General features: G+C 64.5%; 17 protein-coding genes. 7 read left to right on the forward strand and 10 right to left on the reverse strand.

Features of this window, described 5'->3' with window-relative positions; all coding sequences use genetic code 11:
• Window positions 1-4: 4 nt before the first annotated feature.
• The 5 genes from OIE68_RS43915 to OIE68_RS43935 are packed head-to-tail and all read right to left on the reverse strand — an operon-like array spanning window position 5 to window position 4771.
• Window positions 5-880, reverse strand: coding sequence for an alpha/beta hydrolase (locus tag OIE68_RS43915; RefSeq protein WP_327096778.1), 876 nt, complete (start codon window positions 878-880; stop codon window positions 5-7).
• The gene (locus OIE68_RS43920; RefSeq protein ID WP_327096779.1) at window positions 877-2286 is read right to left on the reverse strand and encodes a M20 family peptidase; all 1410 of its coding nucleotides are present in this window, start codon (window positions 2284-2286) and stop codon (window positions 877-879) included. The genes OIE68_RS43915 and OIE68_RS43920 overlap by 4 nt, the downstream gene beginning before the upstream one ends.
• Window positions 2283-3941, reverse strand: coding sequence for a CocE/NonD family hydrolase (locus OIE68_RS43925; protein WP_327096780.1), 1659 nt, complete (start codon window positions 3939-3941; stop codon window positions 2283-2285). Before OIE68_RS43925 ends, OIE68_RS43920 begins: the two co-directional genes overlap by 4 nt.
• 57 nt (window positions 3942-3998) lie before the next feature.
• A complete protein-coding gene (gene tsaA, locus OIE68_RS43930; protein WP_327096782.1) occupies window positions 3999-4415 on the reverse strand; it encodes a tRNA (N6-threonylcarbamoyladenosine(37)-N6)-methyltransferase TrmO in 417 nt (138 codons plus the stop codon).
• Window positions 4416-4429: 14 nt separating this feature from the next.
• Window positions 4430-4771, reverse strand: coding sequence for a VOC family protein (locus OIE68_RS43935; RefSeq protein WP_327096783.1), 342 nt, complete (start codon window positions 4769-4771; stop codon window positions 4430-4432).
• 71 nt (window positions 4772-4842) lie between these two features.
• Here OIE68_RS43935 and OIE68_RS43940 point away from each other — a divergent pair, with 71 nt between their 5' ends.
• The 4 genes from OIE68_RS43940 (at window position 4843) to OIE68_RS43955 (ending at window position 7688) form a co-directional block, all read left to right on the forward strand.
• Entirely contained in the window at window positions 4843-5691 is an 849-nt protein-coding gene (locus OIE68_RS43940) for a sigma-70 family RNA polymerase sigma factor (RefSeq protein ID WP_327096784.1), read from the forward strand.
• An 82-nt stretch (window positions 5692-5773) separates the two neighbouring features.
• Window positions 5774-6229, forward strand: a complete 456-nt coding sequence (locus tag OIE68_RS43945; protein WP_327096785.1) for a DoxX family protein — start codon at window positions 5774-5776, stop codon at window positions 6227-6229.
• Window positions 6230-6452: 223 nt separating this feature from the next.
• A complete protein-coding gene (locus OIE68_RS43950; RefSeq protein ID WP_327096786.1) occupies window positions 6453-6902 on the forward strand; it encodes a TY-Chap domain-containing protein in 450 nt (149 codons plus the stop codon).
• 42 nt (window positions 6903-6944) lie between these two features.
• Window positions 6945-7688: a DUF4191 domain-containing protein gene (locus OIE68_RS43955; RefSeq protein WP_327096787.1), complete on the forward strand. Its 744-nt coding sequence runs from the start codon at window positions 6945-6947 to the stop codon at window positions 7686-7688.
• A 47-nt stretch (window positions 7689-7735) separates the two neighbouring features.
• Here OIE68_RS43955 and OIE68_RS43960 read toward each other — a convergent pair whose 3' ends face one another.
• Together OIE68_RS43960 and OIE68_RS43965 are read right to left on the reverse strand one after the other, a co-directional pair.
• On the reverse strand, window positions 7736-8125 hold the full coding sequence (locus tag OIE68_RS43960) for a YrdB family protein (RefSeq protein ID WP_327096788.1): 390 nt from the start codon (window positions 8123-8125) through the stop codon (window positions 7736-7738).
• A 38-nt stretch (window positions 8126-8163) separates the two neighbouring features.
• The gene (locus OIE68_RS43965) at window positions 8164-8694 is read right to left on the reverse strand and encodes an RDD family protein (protein WP_327096789.1); all 531 of its coding nucleotides are present in this window, start codon (window positions 8692-8694) and stop codon (window positions 8164-8166) included.
• A 253-nt stretch (window positions 8695-8947) separates the two neighbouring features.
• Between OIE68_RS43965 and glnA the strand changes: the two genes are divergently transcribed.
• Window positions 8948-10384, forward strand: coding sequence for a type I glutamate--ammonia ligase (gene glnA / locus OIE68_RS43970; RefSeq protein ID WP_327096790.1), 1437 nt, complete (start codon window positions 8948-8950; stop codon window positions 10382-10384).
• A 15-nt stretch (window positions 10385-10399) separates the two neighbouring features.
• Here the strand turns inward: glnA and OIE68_RS43975 are convergent, their stop codons facing one another.
• Window positions 10400-10585 carry a hypothetical protein gene (locus tag OIE68_RS43975; protein ID WP_327096791.1) on the reverse strand — a complete coding sequence of 62 codons (186 nt, stop codon included), beginning with the start codon at window positions 10583-10585 and terminating at the stop codon, window positions 10400-10402.
• 1183 nt (window positions 10586-11768) lie between these two features.
• Here OIE68_RS43975 and OIE68_RS43980 point away from each other — a divergent pair.
• Together OIE68_RS43980 and OIE68_RS43985 are read left to right on the forward strand one after the other, a co-directional pair.
• Window positions 11769-12326: an HAD hydrolase-like protein gene (locus tag OIE68_RS43980; protein ID WP_327096792.1), complete on the forward strand. Its 558-nt coding sequence runs from the start codon at window positions 11769-11771 to the stop codon at window positions 12324-12326.
• Between the two features lie 565 nt (window positions 12327-12891).
• Window positions 12892-13701 (forward strand): tyrosine-protein phosphatase, encoded by an 810-nt coding sequence (locus OIE68_RS43985; RefSeq protein ID WP_327096793.1) that lies wholly within the window; start codon window positions 12892-12894, stop codon window positions 13699-13701.
• 244 nt (window positions 13702-13945) lie between these two features.
• On the opposite strand, the gene OIE68_RS43990 is transcribed toward OIE68_RS43985, so the two are convergent.
• Window positions 13946-14497, reverse strand: coding sequence for a hypothetical protein (locus OIE68_RS43990; RefSeq protein ID WP_327096794.1), 552 nt, complete (start codon window positions 14495-14497; stop codon window positions 13946-13948).
• 34 nt (window positions 14498-14531) lie between these two features.
• Window positions 14532-16739, reverse strand: coding sequence for an elongation factor G-like protein EF-G2 (locus tag OIE68_RS43995; protein ID WP_327096795.1), 2208 nt, complete (start codon window positions 16737-16739; stop codon window positions 14532-14534).
• Window positions 16740-16759: the final 20 nt, after the last annotated feature.

Below are 16759 nucleotides of genomic sequence, written 5' to 3' on the forward strand. Positions count from 1 at the left end.
CGGCTCACTCGTCCGCTACGTGGGCCCGCAGCCACTCCAGGACATCGGCGAGCACCTTGTCCTGTTCGGGCTCATTGAAGACCTCGTGGTAGAGGCCCTCGTAGCGGATCACCGTCAGGTCCTTCGAACCCGCGCCCCGCTCGATCAGATCAGTGCTGGACGGTGCCGCGATGGCGTCCGCGGTGCCGTGCAACACCAGCAGCGGCACGGTGAGCTTGTCCAGACGGCTCTTGACGAACTCGGTGGCATTCAGCATCTCCATACCGGTTCGGGCCGGGAGCTTGCCGCGGAAGACCAGCGGATCGTTGTCGTAGGCGCGCACCACCTCGGGATCGCGGCTGATCATCGACGAATCCAGTTTCAGCACACCGATATTCGGCGCGAACCGGGACAGCAGCGGGCCGGCCAGGCGCTGCAGCGGATTGCCCACGGCGATATCCAGCGGCGGTGCCGACAATACGATGCCGTCGACGTCGATCGGCGCTCGGACCGCCAGATACAACGTGATCAGGCTGCCCATCGAATGTGCGAGCAGGAACCGCGGCACATCCGGATGTTCGCGGCTCGCGATCTTCAGCATCTCCGCGACATTGTCGGCCGAGCCGGCCATCGAACCGATATTCGCGTTATTGCCCGCCGACTTGCCGTGGCCGAGATGGTCGAGCGCATAGACCGCGAAACCGTTGTCCGCCAGGCGCTTTCCGACATGCGCGTATCGTCCGGAATGTTCGGCCACGCCGTGCACGAGCACAATCGCCGCGCGCGCAGTGGTGTCGGGAAGCCATGCGCGCCAAGCGATTCGGCTGCCGATGCCGTCGAATTCGCCCTCGGTGCCCGGTGTCGGCTCGGCGGACTCGCCGGCCTTCGGATCGGTTGTCATGCATCGGCTCCTTGGGTACGTGGCGGCGCCGCGAGCTGATCGATCAGCCGCCGGTTGAACTCGATGAGCCGAGCGTAGTTCACCAGGGAGATGCGCTCGTCGGTTCCATGGATCGTTTCCACATCCGCCTTGGTCAGCAGGATGGGGGCGAAGTTGCAGCGGGTGGCGGCGAGGTCGTCGTAGTGCCGGGAATCGGTCGCGCCGGGAACGATGCCGGTGGTCACCGCAATGCCCGGGACGACGGACTCGGCCAGGCCCGCGATCATGTCGAATGCCGGGCCGGGCGGTTTGCCGGGGGAGGGTTCCGAGGTCATGCCGACGAGTTCGATCCGCACGTCCGCGTCGCGCACCACCTTGCGGCAGTGTGCGAGCACTGATTCGACCGAATCGCCCGGCAGGATACGGAAATTCACCAGTGCCTCGGCCTGCTGCGGCAGCACATTGGGTTTGACGCCGCCGCGGATGACCGTCGGCGCCGTCGTGGTGCGCACCATCGCCTCGGTTTGCGGACGGGCCGCGAGTATCCGGGTGATCACCGGCGTGGCCAGTCCGGCGAATCGGAGCAGGCGGCGGCGATATTCGGGCATGACATGGCGCAGTCTGGTGACCATGTCGGACACCACCGGCGTCAACCGCAGCGGCATCGGATGGTCCTGGATTCGGCCCACCGCGCGGGCGATCCGTCCGACGGCGGTCTGTTTGCCGGGCATGGACGAATGTCCGCCCACCGCCGATACCGAAAGGCGAACGGTCGCATAGCCTTTCTCGCCCACCATGATCGAGGCCACCGGCCGGTCTATGCCGTCGGCGATATCGTCGAGAATGACACCGCCCTCATCGAGCAGCAGATCTGCGTGCACACCGGATTCGCGCAGCCGCTGCGCCATCCGCACCGCACCGTCATCCCCGAACACCTCCTCGTCGTGCCCGAATGCCAGATAGATGGTGTGCTGCGGGCGAATTCCCGCGGCGAGCGCGGATTCGACCGCCTCCAGAATGGCGATCAACCGGCTCTTGTCATCTATTGCCCCACGGCCCCAGATGAATTCGTCATCCACCACGCCCGCAAACGGCGGATGTGTCCACCGCTGCAGATCGTCGACCGGCACCACATCCTGATGGGCGAGCAGAATCGCCGACACCCGATCCGGTTCGACGCCCGGCCAGCGATACAGCCTGCTGTGCCCGAACCGCTCCAACTCCAGTTCGGCGTGGACCAGGGGGAACGACTGTTCCAGGTGCGCGCCCAGCCGGACGAATTCTGCGTCGCTGGGTTCTGTGGACTCCGCGGTATCCGACGGCTCGTAGGAAACCGTCGTGCAGCGCAAGGCCTGCGCGAGTCGTTCGGCGACGTGCGAATCGACGACAACCGGAGTGGTGTGGGTCCGCGCGGCGTTACCTGTCATCGAGGGCCGATCTCATTCGGCAAGTTCATGGGCATCACTGCATTCAACACCTCGGGCCCAAGTGCGCGGACCTTCTGGTCGCGCCACTTCGCCCATGCCTCGCTGGTGCCGCCGGTGAGGTCGGGGGTATGCGGGGTGCTGAGCAGGGGCAGGTCCAGGCGCGCCGAGCGGACGGTGACCTGGGCATTGGCGGCGGCATGGGACCAGACATCGTCGACGACATCGGTGATCCGCACGCCGAGGCGGTGCCCGGCAATGATCGGCCAGTCCTGCGCCAACAGTCTGATCTCGGCGGTATCGGCGACCGGGGCGATGCCCCGAGTAATGATCGTGCCGCGGCCGTCGGGAGCGATATCGAACAACTCGATCGCGACCGTCGCGGTCGGCGGACCGGACAGGCGCAGCGACGCCGTCGGAATTCCGGATATGTGCTGGGTGGTGCTCAGCTGTTCGGAAATGGACCAGATCTCGCGATCGGGTCCGGGCAGCAGGCCACGATCGGTATAGATGCCGGTGCGCAGATCGATCGGAATGCGGCGCGAATCCGCGGGCGGCCATGCGGTTTCGGAGCGCCAGCCGCCATCGAATTGGCCGACCGTCACGCGCGGGCCGGGCACCTCGATATCGCGATCGGCGACATGCTTATCGAAGAAGGCAAGCAGTTGGGTATCGAAATCCGGTGCACCGCATTTGCTATCGCAATCGCTGTGGCCCCATTGGCCGAACCAAGCGCGATGATCGCCGGGACCGAGCGCATTCCAGACGTCGAAGATGCGATATGCCCGGGTGTTGTAATCGAGGAAGCCCTGACCGACGAACAGCGGAATGGTATTGCCGCGCAACTCTTCCACGAGATCGCGCTCGCGCCAAAAGGGAGTGGTGGCGTCATGGTTGGTGGTGTTGGCCGCGAATTGCTCGTAGCACCCGGCCGATATCTGGACGGCATTGGACTGATACTCGGGGGAGTCGTCGGGTCGGCCGGGTGTGGAGGCGATGAGCAGATGTTCGAAACCCGTCATTTCGGCCGGGCGAATGCCGCTCTCGGTGACCGGCTTACCGGAGAACTTCCACGCGACACCCTGCATGTACATGTACGCGTACGGGTCGACATCCGGTCCGAACGCCGCGACGGCGGCCAAGCCCGCGGGTTTGGCGGCCAGCCCCATCATCCCGGTCCAGGCCTCGTAGGAGGTGCCGATCATCCCGACCCGGCCGGTCGACCACGGCTGCCCCGCCACCCACTCCACGGCGGTGACCACATCCGAACGTTCGCCCGGCCCACCGAAATCCGGACATCCGGACGAGCCGCCGTAGCCGCGCAGATCCACGATGACGTAGGTATAGCCCGCGTTCAGGAACATCGCGACATGCAAGTCATCGGTGGACGGTCCACCCTCGAGCCGCGGCATGCTCAGATAAGCGGAATGCGAGCGATACGGGCTGACGGTCATTACCACCGGCGTGCTCGTATCCGCCGAAATGCCCTGCGGGCGCAGGATATCGGCGTGCAGCCGGGTGCCGTCCGGCGCGGTGATGAAGCTCTGCGACCACTGGAACGGCACACCGACCGGGTCCGCCGCCGTCACCGGCGCCAGCACGCCGAGCATCAACGAAACCCCGGCCAACCCACGCAACAGCACCGAACCCACAGTCACCCGAGAACTATCGACCGCTGCTGGTCGATAGTCCAGCCCCCGGAACGGGGGTGTCACTCAGCGCTCCGCGGTCGGACCGAGCACCGGCTTCAGATCCAGCACCGGTGTGCCGTCGATCGCTTCCAAACCGTGCACGGTGAGCGTCGCCCCATCGATATCGGCGATCGTGACCCGATGCAGCCCGATCGGATTCGGCCGATGCGGGGCCCGCGTCGCGAACACCCCGGTGACCGGGCGGGTGCGATCGCCGCGCGGATGCACCGCGAGCACGTCCCGATCCGCCCGGTGCAACCAGGTGAACACCAACACCTCAGCACCGGGATGCAAGCCCGCTGCGCCCGCCGCGACGTCGAGATCGAGCACGATCTCGGCGGGCGGTGCGCCTTCGTCGCCTTGTTTCGGCGCATCCGCCGGATCGGTCAGCGGCGAGCGCACCCGGCCGATCGGGCGCACGTCATAGGTCTCGGAGGGCATGGTCTGATCCTCGCCTACGGCTGCATCAGGCCGAAGATATTCCCGTCGGTGTCCTTGACCGTCGCGATCAGCTTCCCACCGCCGACATTCGTCGGCTGCTGGGTCACCTCGGCACCGGCATCGACCAGGGTGGCCAGCTGCTTCTCGATGTCATCGACGGTCCAGTAGCCGATCGGACCGGTCATACCCTTCTTGTGGCCGTTCGGGTCCAGGCCGATGTCCTGGCCCGCCACCCGGTACCCGACGTAATACGGGGTGTCGGCGGTGGGCTCCGAGCCGAACAGCGCGCCGTACACGCTCTTCGCCTTGACCAGGTCGGTGACGGGGTACACGATGGTCTGCAGTCCAGCGGTCATCATTCGCTCCTTTTCGCGGTTCCGGTTTCCGGTTCACGTACATGACCAGCCCGAACGGGAGAATGTGACAAGTGGACGAGAAATTTCTGGCCGAGCGCTTCGAGGAGCACCGTACGCATCTGCTCGCGGTGGCGTATCGCATCCTCGGCTCCGGCAGCGAGGCCGATGACGCTGTCCAGGAGGCCTGGCTGCGACTGAGCCGTTCCGATAGCGATGAGATCGAGAATTTGGGTGGCTGGCTCACCACCGTGGTCGCCCGGGTGTGCCTGAATATGCTGCAGTTCCGCAAGTCGCGGCGCGAGGAACCGCTCGACGAATTCGAACCGGTGCCGGATGTCGACGGCCCGGAACAGGAAGCGGTGCTCGGCGATTCGATCGGCCTGGCCCTACTCGTCGTACTCGACACCCTCGCCCCGCCGGAGCGGCTGTCGTTCGTCCTGCACGATATGTTTGCCGTGCCCTTCGACGAGATCGCCCCGATCGTCGGCAAAACTCCCACGGCCGCACGGCAATTGGCCAGTCGCGCGCGGCGGCGGGTGCAGGGTGCCAGAGCCACCGCCGACCGCGATCGCCAGCGTGAGGTCGTCGACGCATTCCTCGCCGCCTCGCGCAGCGGTGAATTCGAGGCGCTGCTGACCCTGCTCGATCCCGATGTAGTGCTGCGCGTCGACGCCGCGGCCATCGCCACCGGTGCCGCGGTCGCATCCGGCGCGAATGCGGTCGCGCAGACCTTCTCCGGTCGGGCCAAGGCGGCGCAGCTCGCGCTCATCGACGGACGGGCGGGTCTCGTGTGGTCCGTCGGCGGCCAACCGCGCGTGGTCTTCGATTTCACCGTGTCCGAAGGTCGGATCGTGGCGATCGATCTGCTCGCCGACCCGCAGACCTTGGAACTCATGGAACTCGAGCTGCGGGTGGGCTGACCCGTGCCTGTCACATCTCGGCCTCCGCGCTGGTCAGGGGTGTGAGAGCGGGAAACGCTCGTACACGAGGCAGGAGAACACCATGAGCAAAGCACGATCGATCGGCTACTGGAGCACTACCGGGTTGACCGTGTTCGTCCTGGCATCGGGCGGTATCGCCGACCTGCTGCATCGTGGCGGGACCGCTGCGGGCATGACGGAATTGGGTTATCCGACCTATGTCATGACCATCCTCGGATTCTGGAAAGTGCTCGGCGCCATGGCACTTGCGGTCCCGCGCTTTCCGCTGGTGAAGGAATGGGCCTATGCCGGTGCGTTTTTCGACCTGACCGGCGGACTCGCCTCGCATATCGCGCACCATTCCGCCGCGAATCATCTGATCTACACCGGCTTTTTCGCGCTGTGCGTGGTGGCGTCGTGGGCATTGCGGCCCGCGAGCCGCAAGCTGGACGTGCCCGTTTTCCGCGGGCTCGGCCGGGTTTCGGAATCGGACGATGTGCGGCAGTTGAGGTCGGGGCCGATTGCTGCGACCGCGTGAAGCAGGTGCCCGCTGTTCGTGAGAACGGCGGGCTATTTGCTTTCGCTATCGCCGGGTGAAGGTCGAGCTCGGCCAATACGATTCGGCTGGTGTCCCAGGCAGCGCGGCGTATGATCGGGCACAGCGGGTCCCCGGGGGAGTTGTGAGCGAGCGCAGCGAGTGAACAGTAAATACAGCCGAGTCGCGCGGTCATGCCGGAGCTGAGTGTTAGCGAGGCGCGGGCATGACCGAGTCGGTGATCATGGATTGGGACCTGTTCGGGCGGGCGCTGGCGCAGTGCCTTTTCGAACTACCTTCCCGCGCAACGCTGATCATCGCCGCCCCCGGCAATCGATATGTCCAATTCGTGCAATACGACATCAAACTGACCGTCGAACTAGCGGGCAATTCCTATCTCGCGCAGCCCATCTCGCCGACCAGTGAACGTATGCTGCGCGATCTCGGCTGGCGCGAACCCGTCGCACGGCGCGAAATCGACAACTGGACCCGCACGCTGCTCTGGCCACTGTCTTTGGACACACTGCGCGGGCTCGCACGCTCGGTCGCCGTCGGCCTGCACGACGCACTCGGCGTCGGCGCGCCCGCTGAGCTGCGCGCCATGGGGTGGACCGAGACCTCGGGTGATCTGGATCTCACCGCATTGGGCGAGATCGCGCGTCGTGGCGTGAACTGACGCGGTGGGGGCACCCACCCGACGTGCCACTATTCTGTGAATATGGCAGTAGGCAAGGGCGGCACGCCGTCGAAGGAAGCGAAGGCCGCGGCGAAGGCGGCCCGCAAGCAGCAGTCGAAAGAACGCCGCCAGCAGCTCTGGCAGGCGTTCCAGATGCAGCGCAAGGAAGACAAGCTGCTGCTGCCTTTGATGATCGGCGCCGTCGTCGGCATCACGGTCGTATTCCTGGTGGTCGGCCTCATCTTCGGGCTGCAGTGGTTCCTGCTGCCGCTCGGTCTGCTGCTGGGTGTGCTCGTCGCGTTCATCATCTTCGGTCGCCGGGTGCAGCGGAATGTCTACGCCAAGGCCGAGGGCCAGGCGGGTGCGGCGGCCTGGGTGCTGGACAACCTGCAGGGCAAATGGCGGGTCAGCAATGGCGTCGCCGCGACCACCCAGCTGGATGCGGTGCATCGGGTGATCGGTCTGCCGGGCGTCATCCTGATCGGTGAGGGTTCCCCGCAGCGGCTGAAGTCGCTGATGGCACAGGAGAAGAAGCGCACCGCGCGACTCATCGGCGACACCCCGATCTACGACATCACCATCGGCAACGACGAGGGCCAGATCCCGCTGAAGGAGCTGCAGAAGCACCTCACCAAGCTGCCCCGAAATATCGACACCAAGCGCATGGACCTCATCGAGGGTCGCCTGGCCGCGCTGAGTTCGCGCAGCGGTCCCGCACTGCCCAAGGGCCCGATGCCCGCGGGCGCGAAGATGCGCGGGGTGCAGCGCACCATCCGTCGGCGCTGATCCTGTTTTCGAGGCCCGCATCCCATGGGATGCGGGCCTCGGCGTTTCTAAGGAGTCGTTCCGGTTCGCCCGATGCCGAGCAACCAGGTGATCCGGTCGTAGCCGATGGCGTGATAGACGACGAGCACCGCGGTGAAGACGAGGGCCAAGCGCGGCAGCCCCGCGAGCCAGAATGCCGCCGCGCCACCGAACAGCACCACGATCTCGACCAGCAGACGCACCCAGCCGTCCACCGCGACCGGGGCATTTCCGCTGCGGCTCGGATCGCCGGGCACCGCGAACGTCCCCCAAGCCGCGGCGGCGGCAAGCGGCAGCAGGACAACCAGCACATAGCGCCAGGGCGAATCGAACGCGCGCCAACCGCAGACCGCGAATGAGGAAATGGCGGCGAGTTCGAGGAACAGGCGGACCGCCAGCATGACCGGATTCAGAGACACCGCCGGAGCGTACTGTTCCGACGCCCCGCCCGGAGGCACTAGCGCGAACGTACGACCGCGGTGCCGGTGGCGCGGTCGTGCATGCCACGACCGTCGCCGTCGGTGAAGAGCGCCGGAACCACGAAGACCAGCAGCACCTGGCGGGCCAATGCGCGCACGAATCCGACGGCCACCGGCGCATCGACACGGATGACGCGCAGGCGCAGGAAGTACTGCCCCGGCGTGTACCCGAACAACGACACCGCGACGACACCGATCACGAACCAGACGAGCAGGTTGGGAGTCGTGAGCGCACTCACAATCGCCTCGAAGTTCGACGGGCGCGGCTTCCCTGCCGGTATATCCATCCCGGCGATGATCTTGTCCGGATTCGGCCGCACGATGATTGCGGTCACACCGAGCGAGATGAACCAGTCCACCACGAGTGCGACGATGCGCCGTAACATGCCGACCAGCGACCCGGCGCCCGAGCGCGGCAGACCCAGGTGCTGACCGGGGAACTCTGGGGTTGCCGGACCACCCGGATCCGCCGAGGGTCCGGAAAGCCAGGATCCGCTGATGCGTGCCATGACCCCCAGGATAGGCCTCTACGACCGGTCGTAGGACACCGCATCAACCCAAGTTGACCTCGGCGGGCGCTGGAAAGAATGGCAGGATTACCATGCTGTTCGAGCCCAGGTGGCCTTCACCACCCGTCCAGCCGCACGTGTAACACTGGCGAAACATGGCCTTGATTGCTGGGAAACATCGCGTCCATAGCGTCTGGACGCGACGAACCCATGCAATCGACACTGGCTGGGAACCGATCCGTAAGGAGAACAAGTGACGTTCAGCACGGCCGACGAGGTCATCAAGCACATCAAAGAAGAGGAAGTCGAATACGTCGACATTCGCTTCAGTGATCTTCCCGGTGTGCAGCAGCACTTCTCGATCCCCGCGAAGGCTTTCACCGCTGACCTCGCTGAGGAAGGGCTAGCGTTCGACGGCTCCTCCGTCCGTGGCTTCCAGTCCATCGACGAGTCGGACATGCTGCTGCTCCCCGACTTCAGCACGGCTCGGCTGGACCCGTTCCGTCAGGCCAAGACGCTGAACCTCAACTTCTTCGTGCACGACCCGTTCACCCGGGAGGCCTACAGCCGCGACCCGCGTAACGTCGCGCGCAAGGCGGAGGAGTACCTGCGCTCGACCGGTATCGCCGACACCGCCTACTTCGGTGCCGAGGCCGAGTTCTACATCTTCGACTCCATCCGCTACGACTCGGGCATGAACGGCGCCTTCTACGAGATCGAGTCGATCTCGGGCTCCTGGAACACCGGTGCGGAGTTCAACCCGGACGGCACCCCCAACCGCGGCTACAAGGTCCGCAACAAGGGTGGTTACTTCCCGGTCGCGCCGTACGACCACTACGTCGACCTGCGCGACAAGATCTCGACCAACCTGCAGAACGCGGGCTTCGAGCTCGAGCGCGGCCACCACGAGGTCGGCACCGCCGGTCAGGCCGAGATCAACTACAAGTTCGGCACCCTGCTCGGCGCGGCCGACGACCTGCAGCTGTTCAAGTACATCGTGAAGAACACCGCGTGGGCCGAGGGCAAGACCGTCACCTTCATGCCGAAGCCGCTCTTCGGTGACAACGGCTCGGGCATGCACGTGCACCAGTCGCTGTGGAAGGACGGCAAGCCGCTGTTCCACGACGAGGCCGGCTACGCGGGCCTGTCGGACCTGGCGCGCCACTACATCGGCGGCATCCTGCACCACGCCCCGTCGCTGCTTGCGTTCACCAACCCGACCGTGAACTCCTACCACCGCCTGGTCCCGGGCTACGAGGCCCCGATCAACCTGGTGTACTCGCAGCGCAACCGCTCCGCCGCGGTCCGCATCCCGGTCACCGGCAACAACCCGAAGGCCAAGCGCATCGAGTTCCGCGCGCCCGACTCCTCGGGTAACCCGTACCTGGCCTTCGCCGCCATGATGATGGCCGGCCTGGACGGCATCAAGAAGAAGATCGAGCCGAAGGCCCCGGTCGACAAGGACCTCTACGAGCTCCCGCCGGAGGAGGCCAAGGGCATCCCGCAGGCCCCCACCAGCCTGGCCTCGGTCATCGACCGCCTCGAGCAGGACCACGACTACCTGACCGAAGGCAACGTCTTCACCCCCGACCTCATCGAGACCTGGATCAGCCTCAAGCGCGAAAACGAAATCGCGCCGGTGAACCTGCGTCCGCACCCGTATGAGTTCGAGCTCTACTTCGACGTGTAAGCCTGACCAGGGCGTTTACGCCTGATTCGGGCTGTCGGTACGCAACAGCAGAATTCGAGTCCACCCGTTCGGCGATTGCCTGGCGGGTGGACTCGTCTGTATCCGGCCACAGATGGCGTAGGTGTCGAGCGTGGTCTTCGCGTTGGCGTGCCGCATCCGCGCTTGCACGACTTTGATGTTCGTGCCGCTCGCGATGAGCATCGACGCGAGGTAGTGACGCAGGTCTTGAAACGTGAATTCCTCTGCACGATGCCGTGCATGAATCGATATCTTCGTCTGGCCGTAGGCCGGACACTTCGGCGACGCGCAGGCCGGAGAGCGCGCCAAGCAGGATCGCGATGCGCATGTGCGCAGGCATCGCGTCGTAGATGGCCCACATCGGCGACGTGGCCTCGGCGGGCGATACTGCATGACGAAAGTGCCCGAGGACTCCACCGTATCGCTTTCCATGTTGGTGGCTGATGCCAATCCCTCGTTCACTTTCGCCGTTCCACGAAAACGTCAGCGTCTCGCGGATAACGAGAGCTGACACAGTGCCGGTAGATGTCGTAGACGGTCTTGACCGGAGGGAACTCCGAGGGCAGCATCGCCCACGCGATCCACCAGTCGGGCACGACGAACACACGGCAATACGCGATGATGGCAAACGAACTCCCTGGTACAGCAATCGATCTCAGCAATCACTGCTCTACTAGGAGTTCACTCAAATCTCGAGCGTCACACACCCGACACCGGAGTTTTCAGACGCTCACTCAGATGCACCAGACGACACTGCCGAGGGGGATACACCACGTAGCTGATCCGAATGATCCGTCGATCGGAGCGGTGGAGGACGACGGAGGCGCCGCAGCAGTCGAATCGGCAGTGGCTGCGGGCGCCGCGAGGACGAGCAGGGGTGCGGCAAAAACAGTCGCGGCCAGGGTTTTGATGATCTTGCTAGACATTTTGCTCCCTTACAACGAGCTTCATAACGTCCGCGTAGTAGGCCGCGCTGCCGAGCTACCGGACCGGGGCTGCGAGTGCATTACGTGCGAATCGACTTTGCGACACGCGATTCACTACTTGGTGGAGTACATGATGCGTCCCGATAGGAACGCGCATTCAGACTGGCCGACAGCTACAGCATCGACCGCGAACAAGACGTCATCTGGTACCGCAGAAGGCGTCAATAACAGCTTACCGCTGGCTACCAGACGAATCAGCCGGAGCAAGAACATTTAGAAGATATCTTTCCTGTTTAAGCGCTTGTTCTGTGGGATGTGGACAACACGCTGATCGCTAACGGCGGAGTGTCGAAGGATGCCTATGCCGGTGCGTTCGAACTATTGACCGGAACGGGTGTCGAGCATCGGCCGCGAACGGTGGAAGTACCGACGCGCTGATCATGCGTGATCTGGCGGCACGCCACGGCATCTCGCTGCCCGAGGATGTCGACCTCATCTTCCACGCATCGGAGCAGTCGCTGCTTGCGCGCAAGGCCGATCTCAGTGAGCGCGGTCATGTTCTGCCTGGTGCGCGGGAAGCATTGGACGCCCTCGCTCATGTGGATGGTTTGGTTCAGTCTGTGCTGACCGGCAACATTCGGCCCAACGGGTTCACGAAGCTCGACGCCTTCGGCTTGGCCGGTTCGCCTTTGGATTGGGACATCGGGGCATTTGGTTCAGATGATCACGTACGCGCTAACTTGGTCAGCGTTGCCCAACGTCGCGCGGCTCGGAAGTACGGCGCGTCGTTTGCTCGCGAAAACACTGTGCTGATTGGTGATACGCCGAACGATGTACGCGCTGGTCTTGATGGCGGAGCCAAAGTTGTCGCTGTTGCTTCTGGCAGTGACAGTGCCGAGGTACTCGCCGACGCCGGGGCGGATGCGGTCCTTTCCAGCCTCGCCGATACGGCCGCGTTCCTGACGGCAATCAAGTCGTACGTCCCGCACACGTACTGATTGACGAGCAGCTGATCGTCGTATCGGAAGATCGAGTTGTAGAGGAGTTTCGGCGACGCCGAACGTGCCCGGCTTTCACTGATGTGTCGGCTTTTCCGTCCGATGCGCGGCGGAGTTCGGTACGCCGCTCGATGAGTACCTGGCCGACTACGAGCGGCGCAACGGTCCCATTCCCGTCGAGGAACGACGGATGGCGCGCGAGCAGTTCGATCGAGCGTTGGGGGAGGCTGCGACGTCGGAAAACCTCGGGTCGTAGCCCGTGGTTGCAATCAGTTGACCGCGCGGGCAATTTCGAGTAGGCATATACTGGTTCGGCACTGCCGCAACCGATCTCGGGTTTCGCTGGCGAGCTCGGCGCTTTGGCGCTGAAGTAACAGTCTGAATCCCATTGAGCGGCACGGGAATACCGGTGAGTGGGGCAACCGCGGCGGGATCAGTGGGAAGTGACGCACGAGGGGTGAGGTGGGTTCTACTGTCCCGCGCCATGAGGATTTCACTTGTTTCACTTATAGGTGCCGCTGCGGCGGCGTTGGCGTTGACTGCGACGGGGGTGCAGCCTTCGGCGATGGCTGAGCCGAGTGTTGCGGCGGTCGGCGGGAAGATTGATTTGCAGGGGGCGGTCAATGTTCGGGATATCGGGGGGTATCGGACGTATGACGGGGCGAAGGTCAAGGCGGGGAAGGCTATTCGGGCGGATTCGCTGGAGAAGCTGACCGACTCCGATGTGCAGAAGCTCGGAACCCTGAACCTCAAAGCCGTGATCGATCTGCGAACGCCCGCGGAGGTGCAGTTCGCCGGTGCCGACAAGGTGCCTGTGGGGGTGCAGAAGGTGGCGCGGCCGATCGATGACACCGGGTTGTTCCAGCAGATGTTGGCGGCCATTCAGTCCCGGGACCCGCAGAAGCAGGAGGAACTGCTCGGGAACGGGAAGGCCGAGGAGATCATGGCGAATGTGTATCGGAGCTTCTTCACCGATGATTCGCGGGCGAAGTTCGGGCAGACGATTCGGGATCTCGCGGCGACCGACAGGGCGACGTTGTACCACTGCACGTCGGGTAAGGATCGCACCGGTTGGCTGACGTATGTGGTGTTGCGGGCCGTCGGAGTGCCGGAACAGACTGCGCGGCAGGATTATCTGCTGTCGAATCAATATCGGGCCGCGGCGGATGCCAAGTTGCGCGAGCAGGTGAAGCAAGCGGGGCTGATGCAGAATCCTGATCTGCTCATTCCGTTGCAAGAAGTTCGTGAAGAGTACTTGGATACCGCGATCGCCGCGATGGAACAGGCCTATGGCGATTTCGGGAAGTTCCTGACGCAGGGCTTGGGCCTCGACGGCGGCACCCTCGTACAACTTCGGAAGAACCTGGTGAGCTAGCGAGAACGGTTCGGGCCCATCCCCTTCCGAGGGCTGGGCCCGAACCGTGTTCGGCTCAGCGGAACCCTCCTCCGCCAGTCGACAAGTCGGCCCATATTGCCGGACACCGACCCGCGGTACATCAGAAAGTCAACTTTGTCTGAATCGCTCGGAAGGGTGTCATGAGACGAGCGACGGAGTACACCCTGCGGAGGACACGCGAGCCGTCACACAACCGATCAACGCTCGGTGTGGCAGCCGAAATTCAGATCGGGAGCACCATTTCCACCAGGTCCCATAGTGACACGCCGCCGGTGCCGAATGCCGTGACCAAGGTGTATGCGACAAGCGCGTCCTCCAGGGTGGGCTGGCGAACAGTTGCATCGGGGCCGCGTGAGGTGAATGGCAATGCCCAGACGACCTCGATCTGGTGCGTCCCCGTCAACATGAATTCGCCCAGTACATGATCGCCCTGGTGTTTTTGCCCAAGCATCAATGTGCTGGAGTGCAGATTCGTCGGCATCAGCCGCAATATTTTGCCATCGACCTCGGCGACCGCGCGATAGGTCCACCGATAGTAGAAATGCCCGCGCCCGACCGTCAACCTGATGGGGCGATCATTGATCGATGCCCGCAGCCGCTTGGTATTTCGCGTACCGATGGGCACGCGCTGACGAGTGCGCGGACCGATGCGCTCGATGGTCACCACGGTGCCATCGTCGAATACCGGTGTGGTGACTACTCTTTCGTCGGCCCGCGTGATCACGATCTTGCCGAAATGCTCGGTGTCGACAACGAAACGCTCTGGACTGCTCACCCGGCTCCTTCGACGCTAGCGAAACATCTGGGTATCAGCCCGACTTCTTGGCCTGCTCGCGGACCGTACCCGCCAATGCATTCGGCATCGGTTCGTGCCGGACATACGAGCGCGTGAAATCACCCGCGCCATGTGAGATGGAGCGCAGATCTATTGCGTAGCGGGTGAGTTCGAGCTCGGGCACCTCGGCGTGGATGCGGGTGCGGCCGGTGCCGTGCGGTTCAGTGCCGAGGACGCGTCCGCGGCGTCCGGACAGATCGCTGAGTACCGGACCGACGTAATCGTCGGTTACCACCACCCATACGTCGGCGATCGGTTCGAGCAGGTCGATACCGGCGGCGGCCGCGGCCTCGCGCAACGCGAGCGCACCCGCTGTCTGGAATGCGGAATCGGAGGAATCGACCGAATGCGCTTTGCCATCGAAAAGTGTCACGCGCAGATCGACCAGCGGGTACCCGGCCGCCACTCCGCGCAGCGCCTGGGCGCGCACTCCCTTCTCCACTGACGGAATGAACTGCCGCGGTACGACTCCGCCCACCACCCGGTCGACGAATTCGATACCCGATCCACCCGGCAGCGGTTCCACTTCGATCTCGCAGACCGCGTACTGTCCGTGCCCGCCCGACTGTTTGACGTGTCTGCCCTTGCCGGTTGCCTTGCCCGCGAACGTTTCCCGCAGCGCGACCTTGTGATCGGTCACGTCGACCTGCACGCCGAATCTGGTGCGCAACCGCTCCAGCGCGACATCGCGGTGTGCCTCACCCAGACACCACAGCACGATCTGGTGGGTATCGGGATTCTGTTCCAGCCGGATCGCGGGATCCTCGGCCGCCAGCCGGGCCAGGCCGCTGGAGAGCTTGTCATCGTCCGCCTTACTGCGTGCCTGAATGGCGATGGGCAGCAGGGGATCCGGCATCTGCCATGGTTCGATCAGCAGCGGTGCGGCGGTGCCGGACAGGGTATCGCCGGTTTCCGCGTGGCTCAGTTTGGTGACATAGGCGATATCACCGGCGATAGCCTGGCCGAGTGGGCGCTGCTGCTTGCCGAACGGTGCGGTGATGGCGCCGATGCGCTCGTCCACATCGTGGCTTTCGTGGCCGCGGTCCTCCAGCCCGTGACCACAGACATGCACGGTGTCATCGGGTCGCAGGGTGCCGGAGAATACGCGGACCAGCGAGACACGGCCGACATACGGATCAGAGGCGGTGCGGATCACTTCGGCAGCCAATGCGCCATCCGGATCGCAGCGCAAGGTGGTCGGCGCTGCGCCGTCGGAGGTGGTGACCGCCGAGACCGCATGTTCCGATGGGGTAGGAAATCCGCCGGTGATCAGCTCCAGCAGTTCGATCGTGCCGAGGCCTTGTTTGGCTCCTTCCGGGGCCGGCGCGCCGAACAGGACGGGATGGAAGCTGCCCCGGGCGACCGCGCGTTCGAGGTCCTCGACCAGCGCCGCCAGCTCGATCTCCTCACCGCCGAGATAGCGCTCCATCAGGGTTTCGTCTTCGCTCTCGGCGATGATGCCCTCGATCAGCCGGTTGCGCGCCTCCTCGAGCAGCGGCAGTTGATCGGCGGACGGTTCGCACTGGACCTCCTCACCGGAGGAGTAGTCCGCGACGCAGTGCGGCAGCAGCTCGACCAGTCCGGTCACCGGGCGATGACCGTCCGGACTCTTCGGCCCGTACACCGGAAGATGCAGCGGCAGAATGTTTTCCGAGGAACCGCCGCCGAGTACCTGTCGACAGGTCTCGGTCATCTCGTCGAATTCGGCGCGTGCGGTATCGAGGTGGGTGATCACGATGGCCCGCGGCATCCCGACCGCCGCGCACTCCTCCCACAGCGCGCGGGTCGCGCCGCTCACGGCCTCGGCGCCCTCGGCCGCCGAGATGACGAACAGGGCCGCATCCGCCGCCCGCAGACCCGCGCGCAACTCACCGACGAAATCGGCGTATCCGGGAGTATCCAGCAGATTGATCTTGATCCCCTGCCACACCATCGGCACCACCGACAGCTGCACCGATCGGTGCTGGCGGTGTTCGATCTCGTCGTAATCCGATAGCGACGTTCCGTCCTCCACCCGGCCCGCGCGGTTCACCGCGCCCGCCGTGAGCGCCAACGCCTCCACCAACGTGGTCTTACCCGACCCACTGTGCCCGACCAGCACTACATTCCGGATGTCCTCCGGCCGCTGCGCCGCCACAGCCTTACCGTTGGTCCCTGCGGACGCACTCGCTTTCTCGACCATGTGTCTCGCTTTCTCGGTCG

It is taken from the genome of Nocardia vinacea (assembly GCF_035920345.1).
In the GTDB taxonomy this organism is placed as follows: Bacteria; Actinomycetota; Actinomycetes; order Mycobacteriales; family Mycobacteriaceae; genus Nocardia; species Nocardia vinacea_A.